Raw genomic sequence first — 22,830 nt, forward strand, 5'->3', positions numbered from 1 at the left:
GTGCTCACCCCAAAAATGTCTACCTGTTTACTAAATGAGGTCCTAAAAAAGACGCGCTCAACCCAATTCGGTTGAACGCGTCTTATTTCGTTTAACTTAGTACGTCATTAAACTGAAGACATCGTAGCCCTTCAGCTTGTCACGACCATGCAAGTCCTTCAATTCAATCAGGAAGGCCGTCCCGACCACAATGCCGCCGAGGTCTTCGACCAATTGAATCGTCGCGCCAATGGTCCCACCGGTTGCCAATAAGTCATCGGTGACCAGTACCTTTTGGCCGGGCTTGATGGCATCCTTGTGCAGGTACAGGGCTGAGGTCCCATACTCCAAATCGTAGGATGCCTTGACCGTTGGCCGCGGCAATTTCCCTTGCTTACGAGCGGGCGCGAAGCCAATGTTCATCTGGTAAGCCACGGGGCAACCCACGATGAATCCGCGGGCCTCGGGGCCAACGACCATTTCGACACCCTTATCCTTAGCGTAAGCGACGATCTCGTCGGTTGCGGCGTGAAAGGCGTCACCGTCCGCCATTAATGGAGAGATGTCCCGGAACATGATGCCCTTTTCTGGGTAATCCGGAACGGAAGCAATATATTTCGTAAAATCAGTTGCCATAATTAAGTAGCTCCTTTATTTTATATCAATGGGGCGAGGCGCTTCGTTAACGCCGCAGTCGAGCAGGCCAGCAGGTCCGTCTCCGTCTGCATCTGTTGTTGCCGAAGCTGATAACTCGGGGCAGTCGTAAGATCCTTGTGCGCCGGATGTACCACACCATCCATCAACCCGTGGTCGATCGTGATGAATCCACATTCGAAGAAGACCTGGATCATGAAGATTAACTGGGTTCGCGGAATCTGCAAGAAAGTTGCCAGTTGCGCCAGTTGGTGCCCCACATCTACTTGTCGATGCGTTGCAACGAACTTAAATAGTTTAGCATATTGCGCGCGAGTTGGCATCCCTAATTGCGAAAGACTTTCTTTCTTATACAGATATGTCGTCACTTTTGCCGGTTGGAGCTGACGTAAGACGGTCTCCAAGTCCGCCGTCGCATCGGGACAATCGACGATAAACACGGCCGAACCCGCGGGTAACTGCGTCACGGCACTACCATCATAGAGCAGTGGTGTCGCTGTTTCTGGCAGTTGGTTAGCTAACTGGCGGAACACGTTTTGATGGAAGAATACGTAGGTCCCGGCCGTCTGAAACATTGCCTGATGAAGCCGCGTCGTGCGTTGGTCCTGGATGGGATTATCGGTTAACTTTAAATCCTTCACCATCAGTTGCAACGAGTGGCGACCCTGCCAGACATTATCTTCAATGGCCCCCAGCACCGCAGCATCGGTCGGTGACGCCGTTAAGGCATCGACGTAGCGTCCCGCGCCAAATTGAATGGCGTTGAGCTTATGATTGGCTTCCTGCAGCTGAAACTTCAGGTGCGACCCATCCTTTCCAATCGCCTTAATCTGGGTCAACGTTGCCGCTTCAAAGGCAAAGAGTGGTTGACTGTTGTCCGTCCCAAACGGCGCCAGCTTGGTTAATTCCTGATACAGCGTGGGGGTCACTGCGGCCACATCCAGCGTTGCGGCGACGGGAACCTCGGTCGGCCCACTCTCCGCCAAGTGCTGGTTGGCAGCCTCCTGATCCAAGGCATCGGCTAAGGCGCCTAGTTTCTCGCTAGGCACCGTTAGTCCCACGGCCATGTGATGGCCACCAAAGGCCGTCATCAGGTCTCTGTGGGGGTCTAAGGCCGCAAACAGGTTAAATGCGTCCACACTTCGTCCCGACCCCTTGGCCCGGCCATCCGCGTTAACGTTTAGGACCAATGCAGGTTTCCCCGTGTTCTCGACGACCTTGCTGGCCACGATTCCCAGGACGCCCTCGTGCCAATCATGGCCACTGATAATCAGCGCCGCCCGATCGCGGTGATCGGCATCCTCGGCTTGGGCCAAGGCTGATTGACTAATCTGTTGGACCAATTCTTGGCGTTGGCGATTCTGGCTCTCCGTCTGCTGAGCCAACGTTTTGGCGACGGCAAAGTCCGGCGTCGTCAACAACTCTACGGCTGGGGCCGCGTCCTTGAGCCGGCCCAACGCATTCAATCGGGGCGCAATTCCGAAGCCAATCGACTGTTCCGTCAATTCTTCCGGTTTGATTCCCGCACCCGTCATCAGTGCCTGAAGGCCCGGTCGTTCGTCCTGTTTCAAGAGCTGGAGGCCAAAGTAAACCAAGACCCGGTTCTCATCGACGAGGGGCACCAAATCCGCTACCGTGCCAATCGCCGCTAGGTCCAGCATATCCTGCGGAATCTCTTCACGCAGCGCCTGGGCCACCTTGAAGGCCACCCCGGCACCCGACAAGCCACCAAAGGGATATTCGGCCCCCGGATAACGCGGGTGAATAATCGCATAGGCTGCGGGTAAGTCTGCCGGCAGTTCATGGTGATCGGTCACCACCACGTCGACCCCCGCTTCATTGGCCGCCGCAATGGCTTCGTTGCCGGCCACTCCGTTATCTACCGTGACAAAGAGCTGGGTTCCGGCAGCAATTAGCTTTTTAAATGCCGCCACGTTGGGCCCGTAGCCGTCGGTAAACCGGTTGGGGATGTAGTAGTTAACCTTGGCCCCCATCTCATTGAGGGTTTCGTATAGGATGGACGTGCTGGTCACGCCATCGGCATCGTAGTCCCCGTAGATCGTAATCTGCTGGTCGCTACCAATCGCCTCTTCAATCCGCGCCACACCCTTTTGCATATCGTGCAACAGATTGGGATCGTGCAGTTGTTCCGGTCCGGGATTCAGAAAGTCATGGGCGGCGGCTGGCGTCTGATACCCACGATTCCAGAGAATCTGGGCCACAATTGGTGAGATTTCTTCCTCGCGTGCCAGCTGCTGGGCCTCGGTCGACGGCTGATCAACGTTCTTGATGTTCCATTGGTATTGTGCGGCAATCACCAGCAAATCATCCTTTCTAAACGGGAGAAGAGCGGTGTCACTGGCACCGCCCTTCTCTATCGATTCTGTTCGTTTCCTAGTCGGTCTGTGTAGCGGCCAACTTGGCTTTTAATTCGGCATTTTCTTTTTCTAGAACTTGTAACTGTTGCGCCTGTTGCCCGGTGACCTGCTTACTCCGTGAGTTTTGCAGACGTTTGGTCAATCGGTCCCGTTCCTGCTCCAGACTGGCGATCTGTTCCTGGCTGGTCTGCTCCAGCTCCTTGTACGCCCGGTTGTGCTGGAAGACGGTGATCGTCGAGAACAGGATCATCAGGACCGCCCCAATTAAGATGGACACTAGCAAAATCAGAATCAGCGGCCAGTGAACCGTTGTGAAACCAAAGGAAACCGGGACACTTTCCACGTTTAAAATCGCAAAGATAGCCACGATAATGACCAGTAAAATCGTTAAGACGATGCGCCACTGATTCTTCATTGCTTGATAGCCTCCTATTTAATCTTCTGAAACGGGACGTTAACCTCATCGAAGTCCTTGACGACCCGCGTGTTCTTAAAGACCTCACGCGCTTGGTGCTGAAGTTCTAACGCCAATTTCCCCGTGTAACGCGCGGAAATATGGTTCAGCAGCAGGAGCTTGACGTTGGTTCGTTTGGCCAACTCCGCCGCTTGAATATTGGTTGAATGGTAGTAGGAACGCGCCAACTTACTTTCACCCTTGGCAAAGGTGCTCTCGTGAACCAAAACATCGGCGTCTTGCGTCAAACGCGCGGCATTTGGCGTCTGCCGGGTATCACCCAGAAAGGCGACGATACGGCCCGGCTGACTCGGTCCCAAGAAGTCCTTACCGTTAACGGTCCGACCATCCGGCAACGTAACCGTCTTACCGGCCTTCAGTTCACCGTAGACGGGACCCGATGGAATCTGAGCCTCCCGGAGCTTATCGACCATCAATTCACCGGGATGATCCTTCTCCACAACCCGATAACCAAAGCATTCGATGCGGTGGTCCAAGTGTTGCGCGTAGACCCGAAACTTGTTGTCTTCGAAGATCATGCCGTCTGCCGATAGCTCACGGTAGTGGATTCGGTACGATAACTTGGTCTCTGAGACGCGCAGACTAACCTCTACGAAGTCGCGAATGCCCTTGGGTCCATAGATGGTCAGGGGTTCGTTACCGCCCTGAAACGAGCGGCTACTGAGCAATCCCGGCAAGCCGAAGATGTGGTCTCCGTGCAGGTGGGTAATAAAAATCTTGTCGATCTTTCGCGGCTTTAACGTGGTCCGCAAAATTTGATGCTGGGTGGCTTCACCCACGTCGAACAGCCACACTGAATTACGCTCATCAAGTAAGCGCAACGCCGTACTGGTCACATTTCGAAACTTTCCGGGTGACCCGGCGCCCGTCCCTAAAAATTGAATTTCCATATTTTTTTCGTTCCTATTCTATAATTAAAGTCCGTCCACTATTTTAGGGGATTTTAGCCGAAATCGCAACTCTCAAAACTGCTGTCACCTGACAAATGGGATTAACACTAGGGTTCTCCCCCTAAATTCGGTATAATTAAGCTAAGCTTGTGATTGGGGGAATCTTAGCATGCGGCTCATTGACTTTAACCTCTCGACCATCGACCTGCACCCCGCTTTGCGCCTGTATTGGGAGCATGACGGCCAGCAGACGCCGGTGGTTGACCTACAAACCCAGCACCACCAGTTACGCCTGATAACCGGCGCGGGACGACCGCTGACCCTAGATCAATTACGCACCCGTAGTCAACAGGTCGACCAGCAAGCTAGCTTGTTCGTGGCGCAAGACCCACCCCAGCGGCTTTATGGTTACCGACTCGTGCCCCATCAAATTTTGTTCGGTTGAAAGGAGTTTCATCATGCGTTACATCAAGGCATCCTTACTTATTGGCGTGGGTCTCCTGACCCTGGGCTTGGCCGGCTGCCAGTCCAATGGTCATCAGAGTACCGCCAGCTTTAAGAACAGTAGTAGTCAGTCTAGTAGCTACAGCGCCAAGGAACCCGACGCAGCCGTCACGGCGTCCTCGTCCTCACACAAAGAAGAATCGCAGAACTACCGGCCCAAGGCCAAACAAACCCGGAGTCGCCACTACGTCAAATCAGGTAACCTCAAAAAAGCAGGTCAGTATACCTTTGACAAGGTCGGCACCCAACTCACCCTAGACCAGGTCAGCCACCCGAAGACGACCGTTAAATCCGGGCAACTCACCTATAAGGTGACGGCGGTGCGGCTCATCAAGAACACGGCCAAGACCGCCGCGGCCAAACGCATGGCGGCCCAGGCCCTGAATCTGGCGCAGCTCAAGAGTCCGTATTATACGCTTCAAGTTAAGTTTACCATTTATAACCACGGAAAGCAGGCCCTCACCACCGATGGTATTCGCGCCATCCAACTCAGTGGCAAGCATCAGCTCAACGCGGCCAACCAACTCAGCGACGCCAGCGCGGGCAAGACGATTCCCGCCAACGGCAAGCTCGCCACCTTTGCGACCGGTCTCGCCGGCGAGAAGACCAAGCCGACGATGAAGACCGTCAAGATCAAATTCGCGGGCGCCTTCGCCGACAAGAAACAAGTGGTCAAACCAACGCGGTGGCTCAAGCTCACGCTATAAGCCGCCCGATCAAGCCAAAATTAAACCGTGATCCCGTCAAAATAAATTGCGGGATCACGGTTTTTGCTTGTTTATGACTTGCACATGGTATCTAAACGCCTATGATTACAGCCCATGACTAGCCGTTGCAAACGGCAAGGCGACCAGCGCAATCACACAGTTTAAGCCATGTATTCGAAGGTGAAGTCGTCAATCTTAACCAGGTCGCCATTCTTAGCGCCGTGGTCACGCAGACTACTGTCGACGCCCATCCCCCGCATTTGCCGCGTAAACCGCAGTAAACTTTCATCATGGTTGATGTCCGTCATCCGGAAGAGCTTCAACAGCTTGTCGCCGGTCAGGACCCAAGTCCCATCGGCATCCTGAGTCACTTCGAAGTCGGGTTCTGGCTTGAAGTCGTACTCGGCCTTCTCGACCACTTCTTCTTGCTTGACTGGGAACTTCGGCGTTGCGGCCAAGATATCCGCTGTCCGTTGCAGGAGGGGTGTTAACCCATCGTGCGTTAAGGCAGACACGGCGTAGACTTCGGGCGCTGCGGCCAATAGCTTGTCTTGTTTCAGATCTTCCTTGAACTTCGCCAGGTTATCGGTGGAATCTGGCATATCCATCTTATTGGCGACCACAATCTGCGGCCGTTTCAGAATATCCGGATCGTACATCTTGAGTTCTTCGTTAATCTTTTCAAAGTCCTCGTAAGGATCGCGACCTTCCAGGCCACTCATGTCGATCAGATGCAGGATAACCCGCGTCCGCTCAACGTGCCGGAGGAACTGGAACCCCAGTCCCACACCGTTAGCGGCGCCTTCGATCAGTCCTGGTAGATCGGCCATCACAAAGTCACGGCCGTCCGGTAAGCGCACCATCCCCAGGTTAGGCACTAACGTGGTGAAATGGTACTCGGCGATCTTCGGCTTGGCACTCGTCACCGTGGAGAGTAACGTTGATTTCCCAACGGACGGGAAACCAACCAACCCGACATCGGCCAGCACCTTTAATTCCAGACGAATCTCAAACTCTTGACCGGGTTCTCCATTTTCGGCAATTTCAGGTGCCGGGTTCTTCGGGGACGCAAAGTGAATGTTCCCCCGACCACCACGGCCACCCTTGGCCACAATGGCGGAATCGTCACTGGCCACGAGGTCGGCAATCACGGCCCCGGTCTCGTCGTTATAAATCGTGGTCCCTTGAGGCACACTGATAATGGTGTCCTCGGCACCGCGACCGGTCATCGACTTGATCGCCCCGTTGCCACCACTCTTGGCCTTGAACTTCCGTTGGTACCGAAAGTCCATCAACGTCCGCAAGCCTTCGTCAACGGCGAACACGATGTTCCCACCGCGACCACCGTCACCACCGGCTGGCCCACCGTTCGGCACAAATTTTTCCCGGCGGAAGGCAACCATCCCGTCGCCACCCTTACCGGCCTTGACACTAATTTTAACTTGATCTACAAACATAATTTTATTCCTCGTTTTCTAAGCCAGCCCGTGCTGCCTTCTTCGTAAGTATCCTGCTAGCCAGTATACCGGCAAACGGCCGCCACGTCAAAGTTTGGTTGGCGTCCGCGGATTTTTAATCTCCGCCGTCTCGGCTTGTAAGGTCAACCGAATCGTCTGGGCCACCGTTTCACTAATCCCCAGATCGCGTAAATCATCCACGCTGGCCTCGCCAATCTTCTTCATGGAACCGAATTTTCGTAACAATTTATTCCGCGTCTTCGGCCCCACCCCGGGAATCCGGTCGAGACGTGAACTCAGGGAATGCTTGCTGTGAACCTGCCGGTGGAAGGTGATCGCGAACCGGTGCACCTCGTCTTGAATCCGCTGTACCAGGTAGAAGCCTTGACTCTTGGGGTCTAAATGCACGTGGTGGTCGTCGGGACCAAACAACAGGTCGGCCGTCTTATGGTGGTCGTTTTTGACCATTCCGGCAACCGGAATATGGAGGTCGAATTCATCGGCCAACACTTCCTTTACGGCATTCATCTGAATGTCGCCCCCATCCATCAAGATGAGGTCCGGCATCTGAGCGTGTTCCTTGAGTAGCCGTCCGTACCGCCGCCGAATGACCTCTAACGTGCTGGCCGTTTCGTCGGCGTGATCCACCGTCCGTAATTTATACTTCCGGTACAACTTCTTATTGGGTTGACCGTCAACGAAGACCACCATTGCGGAGACCAGATCAGCCCCCTGAATGTGGGAGTGGTCAAACGCTTCAATCTTATGCCCCGGCGCAATGCCCAACGCATCGGTAATTTCCTTCATGGCCCCGGTCGTCTTGCCCTCATCGAGCTCCAGCAGCCGAAACTTCTCTTCTAAGACCAGTCGGGCGTTCTTCCCGGCCATGTCTAGCAAATCACGTTTGGTGCCCCGCTGCGGCGTTCTCACGGGCACGTGGAGGATCGCTTCGATCGTCTCCCCGTCGATGCTGGCGGGCACGAGAATCTCACGCGGCAAGACTGTATTCTTGCGTTGATAGAACTGCACGATGAAGCTGGCCAACTCTTCTTCGGCCGTGCTGACGATGGGGAAGAGCCGCTTCTCCCGCTTCATCAACCGCGCCTGCCGGATGAAGAAGACCTGAATTGACAGCCAGCCCTTGTCCAGATAGAAGTTGAAGATGTCTCGTGGCGTACTGTCGTTGGAGATAATCTTCTGTTTCTCCACCGTGGCTTCGATGTAGCGAATCTGGTCGCGCAAATCGGCGGCCCGCTCGTAGGCCATATCGGCGGCAGCGGCCGTCATGCGTTCGGACAATTCCTTCTCGGCGTGACCCACGTTACCGTTTAGAAACGACTTAATCTTCTTGATCTGCTCATCGTATTCGGCCTCCGGCACCTCTTTGAAGCAGGCACCCAGGCACTGGCCCATGTGGTAATACAGGCACGGTCGGCCCTGATAACCGGTACACCGCCGGAGCGGATAAACCTTCTGTAAGAAGTGAATGGTCTCCTCGGCCGCATAAACGTTGGGATACGGGCCAAAGTAGTAAGCGCCATCCTTCTTCACGTCATTGACCAGCAACAGCTGCGGATCGCGTTCATTTGTAATCTTGATGTAGGGGTAACCGGTGCCACGTTTCAGCTTGATATTGAAGTACGGCTGATGCTTTTGAATCAGCGTGATTTCAAGGAGAAAGGCCTCCTTATCCGTCGACGTGATGATGGTCTCGAAGTCCACAATCTCGCTGACCAACTGAGCCGTCTTCCCGGTGTGGCTACTCTTAAAGTAGGAGCGCACCCGGTTCTTCAGGTTCTTAGCCTTCCCCACGTAAATAATCTGGCTGTTGATATTCTTCATCAGATAACAGCCGGGAAGGCCCGGCAATAACGCCAGTTTATGTTCCAAATATTCCGATGCCAAGGGCCTAACCTCCCGTTCATTTCTCGAATTAGCTAATAAAGTATAAGCCGAATATCTGTTTGGTGCAAGCAATTTACCCCGGTCGCCCGGCTTTCACGAACCTTCAAAAAAGCACAAATTTTATTCGGTTTTTGCCAAGCTTCACGCTGATAAATGACAAAGCCGCCTAATTCTGCTATGATACTGCTAAAGACAAGGAGGTGGCTTGAATGGCTCTCAAAGTAAAACGCCAGGATGACCTTGACTCCATGTTCGGTAAATTTGCTGAGATGGACCCGACGGACGTGAAGCGCGACAAGTTTCTGAAGCGTGCCGATGCCCACAAGGATAACAAGCGTGCAAAAGGCTTGATCAAATCTGATAAATCAAAACACGAACAGGATCACAGTCAGGACTAACGTCATTAAACGAAAGGACTCACGGTAATTAACCGTGGGTCCTTTTTGCTGACCAGCTTCTCAGCTCGTGGTCACCGAATGCGCCTACCGTTCCGGTTGGAAACCGTGCGGGTACCGTTCGTTCAAGCGTTTAATGTTATCTTGAGCCACCTCGTCAAAATCAATGTCGGCCCACTGGGCAATCTGGCTAAGGTACCAGAGGACATCGCCCATTTCCTTCACGATGGCCTCATGATCCATGTCCTGACCGTGAAAAGTATAGTTCTTGACCAGATCCACGACCTGACCCGACTCCCCTGCAAGGCCCAGTGCACAGTTCGTTAAGACCTGTTCGTTGCCGTAGAGCGTCCGGTTCGCAGCTTTTTGATAATCATTAAATTCCATATTATTTCCCCCCAAAGGCTTGTTGTTCAATCCAGTTCCAGACGGCATCCTTACCGATCTTTTTGGGTGCTGAGAACATAATAATGTTGTCCGTATTCGGCAGATCCATCGACTTCTTGATCTGACTAACGGCTTGGTTCCACTTGCCCCGCGCAATCTTATCGCTCTTCGTCGCGACAATCAGCGTTGGCAGGTTAAAGTAGGCCAGGTATTGATACATCTGAACATCGTCTTCGGTCGGCGCATGCCGTGCGTCCACCAGGGAGACGACCCCCTTGAGTTGGTCGCGTTGGGTCAGATAGGTCTCGATCATCTGCCCCCACTTCTCGCGCTCCGTCTTGGAAACCTTGGCGTAACCATAGCCAGGGACATCGACGAAGTACAGCTGGTCCTCAACATTGTAAAAGTTCAGGGTCTGCGTCTTGCCGGGTTGGCTAGACGTCCGCGCATACGACCGCCGATTGATTAACACGTTGGTCAGCGAGGACTTCCCCACATTCGACCGGCCAACTAACGCAATTTCTGGATACCCCGTCGTTGGGTACTGTGCGGGGTCAACCGCACTCATGACTAATTCTACGTGATTGACTTCCATTGGTTAATGCCATCCTCTCCAAATATCTTTCATCATTTTAACACAGAACGTCAGCTGACTGGGGACTTTCTCGCGGGTTCATTTGGCGATAAAGCGGTTAACGCCCGGCACGGCCCACCTTTTGCCACCCATAAAAAAAGCGACCAACCTGTAGGCCAGTCGCAACACCACATAGTGTGGCAATTACGAAGCTTTTTGATCCTTTAAGATAACTTCTGGTTCCGCATGATCGGTCACAGTCTTCGCGGTAATCACAACCTTCGCCACGTCGTCACGACTTGGCAGGTCGAACATGATATCGCGCATGACGTCTTCAATGATCGACCGTAATCCCCGGGCACCCGTGTTCCGCGCAATGGCTAACTTAGCCATTTCTCGTAAGGCGGCTGGCTGGAATTCCAGTTGAACGTCATCGAGCGACAGTAACTTCTCGTATTGCTTAACCAGGGCGTTCTTCGGTTCCGTTAAGATCCGGACCAGATCGTTTTCATCCAGTTTCTCGAGGGCCGTCAAGATTGGCAACCGACCGATAAATTCTGGAATCAACCCGAACTGGAGCAAGTCTTCTGGAATCACGTGTTGCATCAAGCTATCGCCGGAAGCCAACACGTTTTGTTCCTTGGTGTCGGCACCAAAGCCGATCGTCTGGTCACCCAGACGCCGCTTCACAATGCCGTCAATGCCATCAAAGGCCCCACCAACGATGAACAAGATGTTCGTGGTGTCGATTTGAATGAACTCTTGTTGGGGATGCTTACGGCCACCCTGAGGCGGCACGTTGGCAATCGTCCCTTCCAAGATCTTCAAGAGCGCTTGTTGGACCCCTTCACCGGAAACATCTCGCGTAATGGAGACGTTCTCGGACTTCTTCGCGATCTTATCGATTTCATCGATGTAGATAATCCCTTTTTCGGCGCGATCAACATCGTAATCGGCGTTTTGTAAGAGCTTCAGTAAGATGTTTTCGACATCTTCACCCACATAACCAGCTTCAGTCAAGGTCGTGGCATCGGCAATGGCGAATGGCACGTTGAGAATCTTCGCCAGGCTTTGCGCGAGGTAAGTCTTCCCTGAACCAGTCGGTCCGATAACGGCGATATTACTCTTTTGTAATTCAGGACCATCATCGTCGGCTTGAGCCATTTCATTAACCCGCTTGTAGTGATTATAAACGGCCACGGATAACGTCCGCTTAGCTTCGTTCTGGCCAATGACATATTGGTCGAGCGTGTTGACGATTTCAGCAGGCGTTGGCACTTCCAAGGTTTCTTGTGCGCTGTCTTGGCTGAACTCTTCATCAATAATCTCTTTACAGAGGTCAATACATTCATTACAGATGTAAACACCTGGGCCAGCGACGATCTTCTTCACTTGATCTTGGGATTTCCCACAAAAAGAACACGTGACCGGGCCATTTGTTTCGGTGTTTTCAAACAATAAACTTCACCCTTTCTCTCCAGGCTTAAGCCTAACTCATTAAAAGACGCATTTTGGTCAGTAAACCTGTCGAACTAACCAGGTTTTCCCTATCAATCGTGTACTATACCACAGATAAGCGCACGAGAGAATCAATTTGCCTCGCACGGTCAAGCCCGGCGTTAAATAAAAACCGGGACAACAGCGACTGTCGTCCCGGTCAAGCACGCAGATAAGGAACTAGTCCTTGTCTTCAGCGTCCTTCTTCTTGTCTTGCTTTGCAGAATCAGCAATCAAGTCAACGGCGCTCTTGATCGCAATGTCATGCTTCAACATGTCATCGGAAAGGGCACTGCGAACAGCACTTTCTTCCATACCATATTGACCAGCTAAGTCCTTCACTTCAGCAGCAACTTCGTCTTCTGAAGGTTCGATCTTTTCAGCAGCCACAACAGCTTCGAGAACCAGGTTCGTCTTAACCCGCTTTTCGGCACCGTCAGTGAATTGCTTACGCAAGTCGTCTTCGGTCGTCCCAGTCAATTGGAAGTACATCTTTGGTTCGATACCTTGTTGTTGCATGTTAGCCAGGTATTGGTCCATTTGACGGTTGATGTCATCCTTCAGCATAGCTTCTGGGATGTCGGCGATTTCGGCGTTATCAACGGCTTCGCTGATAGCTTCGTCTTCAATGGCATCGTGGGCAGCTTGGGTCTTTTGTTCCTTCAGCTTGTCCTTCGTCTTGGCTTGTAATTCTTCTAAGCTGTCAACTTCTTCGTCAACGTCCTTAGCGAATTCATCGTCCAATTCTGGTAATTGCTTTTCCTTAACTTCGTGGATGGTAACCTTGAAAGTGGCTTCCTTGTCACGTAAGTCTTCGGCTTGGTAATCCTTAGGGAAAGTAACCTTAACGTCAACGTCATCGCCGGCCTTGTGACCAACTAATTGGTCTTCGAAGCCAGGGATGAAGGAGTTAGAGCCTAATTCCAAGGAGTAGTTGTCAGCCTTGCCACCGTCGAATTGCTTACCATCAACGTAACCGTCGAAGTCAATCACAACCGTGTCGCCCTTAGCAGCGGCTTCGTCTTCCTTAAGCACTAATTCAGCTTGTTGTTGACGTTGCTTTTCTAATTCGGCGTCGATGTCCTTTTGGTAAACCCGCGTGTTTTGCTTCGTTACGCTAAGACCCTTGTAGTCGCCCAGCTTAACGTCTGGCTTAACCGTCACAACGGCCTTCAGAACCCAAGCCTTACCCTTGTCCATGGATTCAACATCCACTTGTGGTTGGTCGACTGGTTCGATACCAGCTTCCTTGATAGCTTGTTCGTAAGCGTCTGGTAAGACGATGTTTAAAGCATCTTGGTATAAGGCTTCTTCACCATACATTTGGTCGAAGATTTGACGAGGTACCCGACCCTTACGGAAACCAGGTACAGCCAGGTTTTTCTTGGTGCGCTTGAAGGCCTTGTCCAGACCATCCTTGATCATATCAGGAGCAATTTCAAAGGTTAATTCGCCTTGATTAGAGTCCTTTTTTTCCCATTTTGCAGCCATTATTTTCCCTCCGAAATGAAAGATATTACTATTTACAATTCTATCAATTGCATACTGTATAAGTGTACCTTATGCTTTCCGAATTGTAAAATGATTTTTGTCTAAATGCCGTGAATGACGCGGCTTTCCTTAAAGTTTTCCGAGAAATTCCCGCAAAAGTAAAGCGCTACCGCTCATTTCGCCGATATTCGGGACGACCCGGCGTGACCAATCCGTTAACCACCGAGTCATTGTGGCCGTTCACGGATCAGTCAGTCAAGCACCCTCATGATTAAGGTACGAAAAAAGGACCGAAAAGTTAACCTTTTCAGTCCTTCATTCTAGGTACGCTAATTAAATCACTTTAATTAGTCGTCGATTTCCGTAACGGTACCGGCACCAACAGTGTGGCCACCTTCACGAACAGTAAACTTAGTACCCTTTTCAATGGCAGCTGGTTGGATCAGTTCAACAGTGAACGTCACGTTGTCACCAGGCATAACCATTTCAACGCCATCTGGCAATTCGATAACACCAGTGATATCAGTGGTGTGGAAGTAGAATTGTGGACGGTAGTTGGAGAAGAATGGCGTATGACGGCCACCTTCTTCTTTGCTCAAGATGTAGACTTCACCCTTGAACTTTTCGTGCGTTTGGATCGAGCCTGGTTGAGCCAGAACTTGTCCACGAACAACTTGGTCACGGTTGATCCCACGAAGTAAGGCACCAACGTTATCCCCGGCTTCACCAAGGTCCAACGTCTTACGGAACATTTCAAGACCAGTAACGGTCGTCTTCAATACGTCGTCATGTAAACCAACGATTTCAACTTCGTCACCGACTTTAACAGTCCCACGGTCGATACGACCAGAAGCAACAGTCCCACGACCAGTGATCGTGAAGACATCTTCAACAGGCATTAAGAATGGCTTGTCGTTTTCACGTTCTGGCGTTGGGATGTAGTCATCAACGATGTCCATCAAGTGAAGGATAACCTTAGTTTGTTCTTCGTCGCCTTCAAGAGCCTTCAAAGCGGAACCACGAACAACAGGAATATCGTCACCAGGGTAATCGTATTCAGACAACAGTTCACGAACTTCCATTTCAACTAAGTCGACCAATTCGTCGTCATCAACTAAGTCGGTCTTGTTTAAGAAGACAACGATGTAGTTAACACCAACTTGGCGAGCAAGCAAAATGTGTTCACGCGTTTGTGGCATAGGGCCATCAGTAGCGGCAACAACCAAGATAGCACCGTCCATTTGGGCAGCACCAGTGATCATGTTCTTGATGTAGTCAGCATGTCCTGGGGCATCGATATGCGCATAGTGACGCTTTTCAGTTTCGTATTCAACGTGGGCAGTGTTGATCGTGATACCACGTTCACGTTCTTCTGGAGCAGCATCGATATCAGCGTAATCTTCGGCCTTTGCTAAACCTTTGTCAGCAAGTACCTTAGTGATTGCAGCAGTTAACGTCGTTTTCCCATGGTCAATATGGCCAATAGTACCAATATTTGCATGGGGTTTAGTTCTTTCATAATGTTCTTTTTCAGCCATTAATGAAACCCTCCTGTATTTTATCGCAAGGATGATCGCATTTCTGACGAAAATTAATCACCCTTTGCGTAAAATTATACTACTTCTTTTCAGAAAGGGAAAGCTGGAACCCTCCCAAAAAAGAATCCTTGACCAGTATATATGCTGTAGAATTATTTGTAAACTAAAATCTTGCCGAATTTACGGTTTTTCATGATTTTTATCGTCAATTGAACCGAATAAAGCCGTCATGTAGCGATTTAAGCGGTGTTGCCACACATTAATTTCTTCTAATTCTGCGTCACTGGCCTGATCTGTCACCGATTGTTGTGCCGCGATTTGAATCCAGGCGACCGGATTCTTAATGATTTTGTCAATAAACGGGTACAACATCATCAATTGTAACGTAATTGTTTGGGAAATGTTAGCCATAAGCATCGGATCTTGCTGGGCAACGTGTTCATGTAAATACTGTTGAATCTGCTGTGCGGCTCGACTGGCCCCCACCGGCTGTAATTGACTGGTGTCCACCGCGTACAGCTGGTCGTCTAGCCAGTGCACCTGCACCGTCTGGGTTGTCCGCAATCGGAGTAATTCCTCGAGTAAGGTCGCCCGCATTAAAGGATGTAAGAACGGATCGACCAGTAGATACTGAACCCCCTGCATGAAGGCTTTCAGCGGCAGCTGACGGGCTCGTGCCAGCCGTTGCTGCTGTTCACCAAAGGAGACGTCTCCCAAATGGTAAAACTGCTTAGCGAGCACCCGCTGCGTCTCGGCTAAGGTCTGCTGCGATGTGACCTCAGCCGCCGCGATTTGTGCGATGCCGGCGTCACGCCAGGTTTTCGCCGCGGGAAGCTCACAGAACTCCCGGGCGAAGATGAACTGCTGATTTTTAAGCGCCACGTCTAGCCGCAACTGAAAGGCCGCGGGCGAAACCAGATAAACGGCGTCCTGTTCCGCGGCATATTGCTCGGCGGCCAGATATTTTTCATCGTGATAGAGACTCGCCACTAAATAACGGTTGAATTCGGCCGTTTGCTGGTCGGTATAGAGCCGTTCAAACCAATCGGTAGCCGTGGACCACTCTCCCGCTGAAAACGCCTGGTGGGCCTTCTCAATGGCTTGTTCTCTGGCCGCTGGACTCGAAAATTCTCCCATAACATGCACCCCTCACTCACAAATTTTGTGGAATCAAAACGGACCGATGCCTGACAAGGTTTCGGTCCGTCTGTATTTAACTAATCTTTTTTATCGGTGACTGCCGCTGGCTTCTTCGCCCGTGGCCGCCGTTTCCGGTTGCGCCGGGGCTTGGTTTGACCTTCCTTGGCCGCCGTGGCGGGTGCCTTGGCCTTACCACGGTTCGACTTGGCTTTGGCCTTAGCAGGTGCCTTGGTCTCCTTGGTCGACTTGGTCTGGCCCTTATTCCCCGCCTTTTCCTTACCGCTGGAACGTCGGTGATGTTGGTTGACTTCCATAATTACAGGCAGGATGACCGGTCGCCGGTGAGTCTGTTCGAACAGGTAGTGACTCAGGTGTTCCCGGACATCTTGCTTCAAGTGGCCCCAATCGAACTCCTTGTTATCTAAGTTGTTCTGAACCGCCTTGCGGATAATCTGGCCACTCTCCTGCATCAAGTCCTTGTTGGCCTTGACGTAAACGAAACCACGGGAGGTAATCTTAGGCTCCGCCACAATCTGCTTTTTCTTTCGATCAATCGTGACCACGGCGATGAAAATCCCATCGTCGGCCAAGACCTTCCGATCTCGCAGGACGATGTTTCCGATATCTCCGACCCCGATCCCATCGATCATAGTGTCACTGACATCGATACCTTCGCCCAGTCCCATGGTGCCCTTGGCGTAGGTCAGCACATCACCCTTGGCCAGAATGAAGATGTGGTCGGCTGGCATGCCCAGTTCCATCGCAGCATTGGCGTGCGCATTCAGTAAGCGATATTCCCCCTGAATGGGCACGAGGTATTTCGGCTTCAACAGGTTCATCATCAACTGTAAATCACGCTTGTAGGCGTGACCCGATGAATTCATCTCGTCAGAAATCGCCTTGACTTCACCACCGGCGCGGTAAACCATGTCCCGCGTCTGAGCAACCGTCGTGTCCATGGCGTGTGATGGCGTGGTCGTAATGTAGACCAGGTCACCGGCTTGAATGTTGAGCGTCTTCTCCTGCTTGTTGGCCATCCGTTGAATGGACTTGATTGGTTCGCCCATCTTTCCCGTCTGTAAAATGACCGTTTCGGCTGGTTCCAAGCCGTCCAATTGTTCCGGCGTCACCAGTAAGTCGTCGCTAAAGGACAACTTTCCCAGCTTCATGGCCGTATTGACGATCTTTTCCAAGTCTTGGCCGGTCAAGCAAACCTTCCGGCCCGTCTTTTCGGCGGCATCGAAGACCTGTTGAATCCGTAAAATGTTCGAGGCCACACAGGCCACAACGACTCGACCGTCCCGATAGTTGAACGTTTCTTCAATTGACTCAGCAATCGTCTGCTCGGAGGCGTTCATGTTCGGGTTCTCGGCGTTGGCTGAATCACTCAGTAAAGCTAAAACGCCGGCTTGACCAATCGCTCCCAGCCGGGCGTAATCCGTCTGGTACCCGGGCTTAGCCGTTTGATCGAACTTGAAGTCCCCGGTGTAGACAATCTGGCCTTCATCGGTCTTTAAGTCGATCCCCAAAGACTCGGGAATCGAGTGCGTCGTGGAGAAGAAGGAAACGACCACGTCGCCGAAGTCAATCTCCGTCTTTTCATCAACCACGTGAAAATCATCGTAGTTCTTGACCTTAGGCTCGTCGGCGACGTTCAGCTTGGCTAACGCAATCGTCATTTCGGACCCGAAGACCGGCACGTTGAATTCGCTCAAGAAGTAAGGCAGAGCGCCAATCGCATCGGCATGGCCGTGGGTCAGAAAGACCGCCACAATCCGATCCTTATTCTCGCGAAGGTAACTCCAATCTGGAATCACCACATCAATCCCCAAGAGTTCGTTTTCAGGGTACTTCAACCCACAATCTAAAATATAAATACTACCATTAACATCAACGGCGTACATGTTCTTCCCGTTCTCGCGGACACCGCCGAACGGCACAATCTTTATCTTCGCACTCATAAGTTCACCTCAAGTATCTTTACTAGTTTTAAGTTAATCACTGATCACAACCGACCAGTCTTTTGTTATAGGTTTCGCGACCTAGATTCGTCCATGATTAAACTTTCTCCAGTCTACCATACTTTGGGCAATTACTGAACTATGAAGGTACACCACGCAAAAAAAGTCCATCTCCTGGATAGGAAATGGACTCGCAGGTGCGGCGAATTAACGACGCAAGCCTAAGCTCTTGATTAATTCACGGTAACGTTGAACGTCAGTCTTCCGTAAGTAAGCCAAAAGGTTACGACGGTGACCGATCTTCTTCATCAAACCACGTTGGGAATGGAAATCCTTACGGTGATTTTGCATGTGCACGTTGATTTCGTTGATATCAGCGGTCAAAACAGCAACTTGGACTTCAGTAGAACCCGTGTCGCCTTCGTGACGTGCGTATTGCTTGATGATTTCGTTCTTCTTTTCTGGACTAATAGCCATGGTAAATGTACCACCCTTCATATAATTGCCCTAAACTGAGTAAGTCGACGGTGGTGGTCGAGCCAACTAAGTTAAGGGTTTGTGCTTTTGCACAGTTACCTATCATACTGAACTCCAGGGAAAATAGCAAGTTTTTTCTGCGTATTTACCTATCAAGTAAATTTGCTTTACATTTATCGCGGGAAAGTATTGCATTCGGTCGGTGGGTTCTGTATAATTACATACGTTGAAATTAAGATTTCCGGTACAGGAATTCTCATTCGGAGGTGAAATTTTCATGCCAATTATCAAATCAGCAATCGAACGTGCCAAGACCAACGTTAAGGCCAACGAACGTAACTCAGCACAATTAAGCACGATGCGGACTGCCGTTAAGCGTTTTGAACAAGCTAAGACGGCCGGTGCCGACAACGCGGAAGAATTATACCGTTTAGCTAGTGCTGCTGTTGACCGCGCCGCTTCCAAGGGCTTGATCAAGAAGAACAAGGCTTCCCGTGACAAGTCACGGATGGCTGCACGTTTAGCTAAGTAATCAATTAATCAATCAGATTAGATGATGCAATTCAGGGGGTCGACCATCACGGTCGACCCCCTTTTTTGTGCAGTCTAGGCGGTTTGACCACCGGCGAACTGCGTCATAAATAATGAAAATAACATTTCTGGTTCCATGGACGTGGACTTCATCTGCTTTTCTACCCGAAACAGTCCCAAGTATGCCTGATTCAAGTCGGTCAAGCGAAAACGCCGTTGTGACTGCAGGGCCAACTTGATTCGGTACGGATGCACCTTCAGTAGACTAGCCAGCTTACCTTGACTGTAGCCCTGCTTGGCCAAAACCTTGGTCTGAATTAGCAAACGGAACTGCCCCTGTAAAATTGCGTTGATTTTCAACGGTTCTTCCTTGGCCAATAATAGCTCCCGGTACAACGTAACCGCCTTCGCCGTATCCTTGGCAAGCACCTGGTTCACCAGATCAAAGACGTTTTGCGTCAGCGTCTGAGCGACCAGTCCGGTCACCGCATCCGGCTGAATGGTCTTTTGCGGGTAAGCAAAGAGTTCCAACTTCAGCAGTTCTGCCATCATCAAGGTCAGGTCCGCATCCGTTCGTTGAATCAACGCGTTCAGTGCGGCCGGCGCCATGGTGTAGCCCTCGCGCTTGAGGTGCGCCGTCACAAACTGGCGGACATCGCGCTCGGAGAAGTTGCCAATGTCGATGGTTGTTGCAACCTTCTTTAGCTGTTTAGAGACCTTCTTCCGGCCGTCCAGCTTCTCGTACGGTGCGAAGAAGACCAGCACCGTACTCTCCATTGGTGCACCCAGATAAGTCTGCAGGCTCCCAATATCGTGATCAACCTTCTGCTTCTTGGTTTCACCCGTCAAGAATTGTGGATTGTCGATGCAGACCACCCGGCGTTCGCCAAAGAACGGGGCCGCCATGGCATCATCCAGCGCAACGGCCAAGGGCACCGTGTCCATATCATAACTGGCGTAATTCATGGTCTGCTCCTCTTCAGGAACAGTCGCCTTAAAGGCCGCCTTGAGCCGACGTTGAAGGTAATCCGCCTGCCCCATAATCAAATAGACTGGGTCGAGTTGTCCACCCGTGGCTAAAGTTTTTAAAAGTTCGTTAATCGTCACGCTTTATTCCCCTTTTAATTTAGTCTGCCAGCGCCCGTGGTTGCCCGTATAGACGTAACGAATCATCCCACTGGTTTGCGTACTGACCGTCGGCACCTGAGCGGCCTGTAGCGTCGCTAGGGTCTCCGCGTGCGGATGACCGTAACGGTTCTGATGACCGGCCGAGATCACTGCCCAGCGCGGTCGCAACTGTTGAATGAAGGCCGGTGCACTGGCTGTCTTACTCCCGTGATGTCCTAATTTTAACACGTCCGTTCGGAGCTGTGGGTGGTCGGCCAAGATTTTCTGTTCACCGGCCTGATCGAGATCGCCCATGAACAGAAAGTTCAGCCCACCGAAGTCCCCCTGCAACGCCAATGAATTGGCGTTTTCGGCTGGCGCCGCCTCATAGGGATGGCGCACTGTGAGTGGCACCGCGCTTCCAATCCGAATGGGCTGGACCACCGTGGGCCACCGACTCTGGCGAATTAAATGCTGCCACTGCGGTTCTTGTTCCATCCCCGCCGGCACCAGGAGCCGCTTAACCCGCAGTTCCTTGAGAAACGCCGGAAGATCGCCGATGTGATCGGCATCGTGATGCGTCAGATACAGGTCGTCCACATGGTCAATGCCACGGCTACGAAGGTAATTAATGTTGGTGTACGTGGCCCCGTAGCTATGCGGCGTGGCTGGTACCCATTTCGGCTGGGGAAAGGCCAAGCGACCCCCGGTATCGATCAATGAAATCCGACGATTAAACGGCGTTCGCAGTAGGATACTATCGCCCTGTCCCACATCAAAATAGGCCACCTCCCCGTGTAACGGGGCATGAATCAAGCCATACATCACGCCATAACTGGCCAACAGGCCCCACAACCACCGCCGACGCTGCGCTGGTGGTCGACTAAGCAGCCACCAGCTAGCGGCCAGCCACAGCCAGCAGACCCACCACCAAGGCTTGCCAAAGCTGACATTACCGGGGGAGCTCGGCTAGCCCAGCCAAAACACCGTCCAAACTGCCCAATATCTGGGCACTCCAACGACTGAGCGTGGGCCACCAGGAGAAGCCGACCACGCCAACTAGCGTGAGGGGAAACATGATCAGCGGAAACAACGGCACCAGGATCACGTTGGCCAGAATTGTCAGCGTATGCCACTGAAAAATGCCGTTGAGTAAGCTCGGTAGGCCCAGTAAGGTCAGGCCAATTTGCCGCCACCAGCCCGACTCGCGGGCCAGCAAAACCAGCCCCAGTGAAAGCCCGTAACTCAACTGACTCCCCAGCTCAAAGAGTAAGCCGGGATTCACGACCAGCCCGACCATCAGTGCGCCGGCCCAGGCATCTAGGCCGGTGACCTTGAGTCGAAGTTTATGGCCGCCGAGCTGAATGCCCCGCATCAAACACGCACGCAGGACGCCACTACCACCGCCAGCCAGGATCACGTAGCCCGGTAAGCCCAGTAACAGTCCCCACTCCCAGTGTTCGCGTTGCAGACGTAAGTGCACACACAACCATTCAATGGCGGTGAGTAGCAGTGCCACGTGTAAGCCCGAGATGGAGAAGAGGTGCAGCAACCCCAGCGTTTTCATCCCCTGAAGCTCCTGGGTCGCCTCCACCGCCCGACTCCCGGGTAATAACCCTAAGGCATAGACCCGCAAGGCCCCCGGCAAACGCTCACAGTAACGAATGAGCCGAACCCGCCACCCGTGCCACCAATCGCCAAACCAAGTCAGCGGCGTGGTTGGCGCCACAGACTGGCGATCGCGGTGACTCACCTTGATGGTCTTGGTGATGCCCCGGTGCGCCCAATAATCGGCGGCGTCATACTGATTAAAATTGGTCGCCGGCAGAATCCCGCTCTGCTGGCCGGTGAGCTGCCAGACTTGCGGTCGGCGGAGTTGCTGCAACTGATGTAAGTCGACCGCGGACTCGGCCCAACCATGAATCAGCACGGGTTCCCCGGTCGCTTGATTCCTCGCCACCAAGGCATAGCTCGCCCCATGAAAGGTCAACGCGTCGGGTCGAAAGCGCACGGCTAAGGTCGCGGTCGTCGCGTGAAACGGTGAGATTTGTTGCTGGGCTATCCGGTAATGTTGCCATCCCAAATAACCACCAAGCACCAGTAACATACCCAACGTTACCAGCAAAGTCTGGCGCTGGCGTAGGGCCACAACGCGACTCAACGCAAGTAGCAACAGTAAACTTCCCGCCACCGGATGGCCGCCCAAGCTCACACTCAAGGCGGCCAACGGTAACGCCACGAATAACCAGTGATTGGTCACTAATCGCGTTTAGGTTGGTCGAAGGACAGCTGAGTCAGCAATTGTGGGTCGACTTGAACTTGGTTTAATTCCACGTGTTTCAGCGCAATCAGCTTCTGCGCGTAGGGATCGTTGTGGTAATTTCGCATGTAGGTAATCTTCCGAATCCCCGCCTGCAGCAACATCTTGGTGCATTGCAAACACGGGAAATCCGTGACGTAAATCTCTGCGCCATCCGTGGCCTCGCCAAACTTCGCACACTGTAGAATGGCATTCATCTCGGCATGAATTGTTCGCACGCAATGACCGTCCACGAGGTAGCAACCCTCGTCTAGGCAGTGGTCATCTCCCGACACCGAGCCGTTGTATCCGGCAGCAATAATCCGTTTATCCCGAACCAACGTCGCCCCGACCGAAAGCCGGTTACACGTGCTTCGTGTCGAAATCACCAACGCTTGAAGCATAAAATATTGATCCCAAGGAATTCGTTCTCGTTGCATCGTCAAGTCCCCATTTCTTCTTTTCTGCGTCCGGCCAGTTGACC

At 52.1% G+C, this 22,830-nt stretch carries 20 protein-coding genes and 1 pseudogene; 4 read left to right on the forward strand and 17 right to left on the reverse strand.

Features of this window, described 5'->3' with window-relative positions:
* Positions 1-96: 96 nt before the first annotated feature.
* The 4 genes from KB236_04550 to rnz all read right to left on the reverse strand — a co-directional run bounded on the left by KB236_04550 (position 97) and on the right by rnz (position 4,376).
* On the reverse strand, positions 97-615 hold the full coding sequence (locus KB236_04550) for an adenine phosphoribosyltransferase (GenBank protein UIF30001.1): 519 nt from the start codon (positions 613-615) through the stop codon (positions 97-99).
* 20 nt (positions 616-635) lie between these two features.
* The gene (gene recJ, locus KB236_04555; protein UIF30002.1) at positions 636-2,951 is read right to left on the reverse strand and encodes a single-stranded-DNA-specific exonuclease RecJ; all 2,316 of its coding nucleotides are present in this window, start codon (positions 2,949-2,951) and stop codon (positions 636-638) included.
* 76 nt (positions 2,952-3,027) lie between these two features.
* Positions 3,028-3,426 (reverse strand): DUF1049 domain-containing protein, encoded by a 399-nt coding sequence (locus KB236_04560; GenBank protein ID UIF30003.1) that lies wholly within the window; start codon positions 3,424-3,426, stop codon positions 3,028-3,030.
* Between the two features lie 14 nt (positions 3,427-3,440).
* Entirely contained in the window at positions 3,441-4,376 is a 936-nt protein-coding gene (gene rnz / locus KB236_04565) for a ribonuclease Z (GenBank protein ID UIF30004.1), read from the reverse strand.
* A 169-nt stretch (positions 4,377-4,545) separates the two neighbouring features.
* On the opposite strand from rnz, the gene KB236_04570 reads away from it, so the two are divergent.
* Both KB236_04570 and KB236_04575 read left to right on the forward strand, forming a co-directional pair.
* The gene (locus tag KB236_04570; protein UIF30005.1) at positions 4,546-4,821 is read left to right on the forward strand and encodes a hypothetical protein; all 276 of its coding nucleotides are present in this window, start codon (positions 4,546-4,548) and stop codon (positions 4,819-4,821) included.
* Positions 4,822-4,834: 13 nt separating this feature from the next.
* A complete protein-coding gene (locus tag KB236_04575; GenBank protein ID UIF30006.1) occupies positions 4,835-5,587 on the forward strand; it encodes a hypothetical protein in 753 nt (250 codons plus the stop codon).
* 161 nt (positions 5,588-5,748) lie between these two features.
* Here KB236_04575 and obgE read toward each other — a convergent pair whose 3' ends face one another.
* Positions 5,749-7,044, reverse strand: coding sequence for a GTPase ObgE (gene obgE, locus KB236_04580; GenBank protein UIF30007.1), 1,296 nt, complete (start codon positions 7,042-7,044; stop codon positions 5,749-5,751).
* Between the two features lie 87 nt (positions 7,045-7,131).
* A complete protein-coding gene (gene uvrC, locus KB236_04585; protein ID UIF30008.1) occupies positions 7,132-8,949 on the reverse strand; it encodes an excinuclease ABC subunit UvrC in 1,818 nt (605 codons plus the stop codon).
* Between the two features lie 209 nt (positions 8,950-9,158).
* Between uvrC and KB236_04590 the strand changes: the two genes are divergently transcribed.
* Positions 9,159-9,347, forward strand: coding sequence for a hypothetical protein (locus tag KB236_04590; GenBank protein ID UIF30009.1), 189 nt, complete (start codon positions 9,159-9,161; stop codon positions 9,345-9,347).
* A gap of 84 nt (positions 9,348-9,431) precedes the next feature.
* Here the strand turns inward: KB236_04590 and KB236_04595 are convergent, their stop codons facing one another.
* The 8 genes from KB236_04595 to rpsO form a co-directional block, all read right to left on the reverse strand.
* The gene (locus KB236_04595) at positions 9,432-9,731 is read right to left on the reverse strand and encodes a nucleoside triphosphate pyrophosphohydrolase family protein (GenBank protein UIF30010.1); all 300 of its coding nucleotides are present in this window, start codon (positions 9,729-9,731) and stop codon (positions 9,432-9,434) included.
* Position 9,732: 1 nt separating this feature from the next.
* Complete coding sequence (yihA, locus tag KB236_04600; GenBank protein ID UIF30011.1) at positions 9,733-10,326, reverse strand: ribosome biogenesis GTP-binding protein YihA/YsxC; 594 nt, start codon at positions 10,324-10,326, stop codon at positions 9,733-9,735.
* 183 nt (positions 10,327-10,509) lie between these two features.
* On the reverse strand, positions 10,510-11,763 hold the full coding sequence (clpX, locus tag KB236_04605) for an ATP-dependent Clp protease ATP-binding subunit ClpX (protein ID UIF30012.1): 1,254 nt from the start codon (positions 11,761-11,763) through the stop codon (positions 10,510-10,512).
* Positions 11,764-11,982: 219 nt separating this feature from the next.
* Positions 11,983-13,293 (reverse strand): trigger factor, encoded by a 1,311-nt coding sequence (tig, locus tag KB236_04610; GenBank protein UIF30013.1) that lies wholly within the window; start codon positions 13,291-13,293, stop codon positions 11,983-11,985.
* Positions 13,294-13,640: 347 nt separating this feature from the next.
* Positions 13,641-14,831, reverse strand: a complete 1,191-nt coding sequence (gene tuf, locus KB236_04615) for an elongation factor Tu (protein UIF30014.1) — start codon at positions 14,829-14,831, stop codon at positions 13,641-13,643.
* A 180-nt stretch (positions 14,832-15,011) separates the two neighbouring features.
* Positions 15,012-15,968: a hypothetical protein gene (locus tag KB236_04620; GenBank protein ID UIF30015.1), complete on the reverse strand. Its 957-nt coding sequence runs from the start codon at positions 15,966-15,968 to the stop codon at positions 15,012-15,014.
* An 80-nt stretch (positions 15,969-16,048) separates the two neighbouring features.
* Complete coding sequence (locus KB236_04625) at positions 16,049-17,932, reverse strand: ribonuclease J (GenBank protein UIF30016.1); 1,884 nt, start codon at positions 17,930-17,932, stop codon at positions 16,049-16,051.
* Positions 17,933-18,139: 207 nt separating this feature from the next.
* Positions 18,140-18,409, reverse strand: coding sequence for a 30S ribosomal protein S15 (gene rpsO, locus KB236_04630; protein ID UIF30017.1), 270 nt, complete (start codon positions 18,407-18,409; stop codon positions 18,140-18,142).
* 277 nt (positions 18,410-18,686) lie between these two features.
* Here rpsO and rpsT point away from each other — a divergent pair, with 277 nt between their 5' ends.
* Positions 18,687-18,941 carry a 30S ribosomal protein S20 gene (rpsT, locus tag KB236_04635; protein ID UIF30018.1) on the forward strand — a complete coding sequence of 85 codons (255 nt, stop codon included), beginning with the start codon at positions 18,687-18,689 and terminating at the stop codon, positions 18,939-18,941.
* 74 nt (positions 18,942-19,015) lie between these two features.
* Here rpsT and holA read toward each other — a convergent pair whose 3' ends face one another.
* From holA to KB236_04650, 3 genes and pseudogenes are all read right to left on the reverse strand, one after another.
* Positions 19,016-20,047 (reverse strand): DNA polymerase III subunit delta, encoded by a 1,032-nt coding sequence (holA, locus tag KB236_04640; GenBank protein ID UIF30019.1) that lies wholly within the window; start codon positions 20,045-20,047, stop codon positions 19,016-19,018.
* A 3-nt stretch (positions 20,048-20,050) separates the two neighbouring features.
* Positions 20,051-22,208: pseudogene (locus KB236_04645) on the reverse strand (DNA internalization-related competence protein ComEC/Rec2).
* Positions 22,209-22,306: 98 nt separating this feature from the next.
* Positions 22,307-22,786 (reverse strand): ComE operon protein 2, encoded by a 480-nt coding sequence (locus tag KB236_04650; GenBank protein UIF30020.1) that lies wholly within the window; start codon positions 22,784-22,786, stop codon positions 22,307-22,309.
* Positions 22,787-22,830 lie beyond the last annotated feature (44 nt).

This window comes from Levilactobacillus brevis (assembly GCA_021383565.1).
GTDB classification, from domain to species: Bacteria; Bacillota; Bacilli; order Lactobacillales; family Lactobacillaceae; genus Levilactobacillus; species Levilactobacillus brevis_B.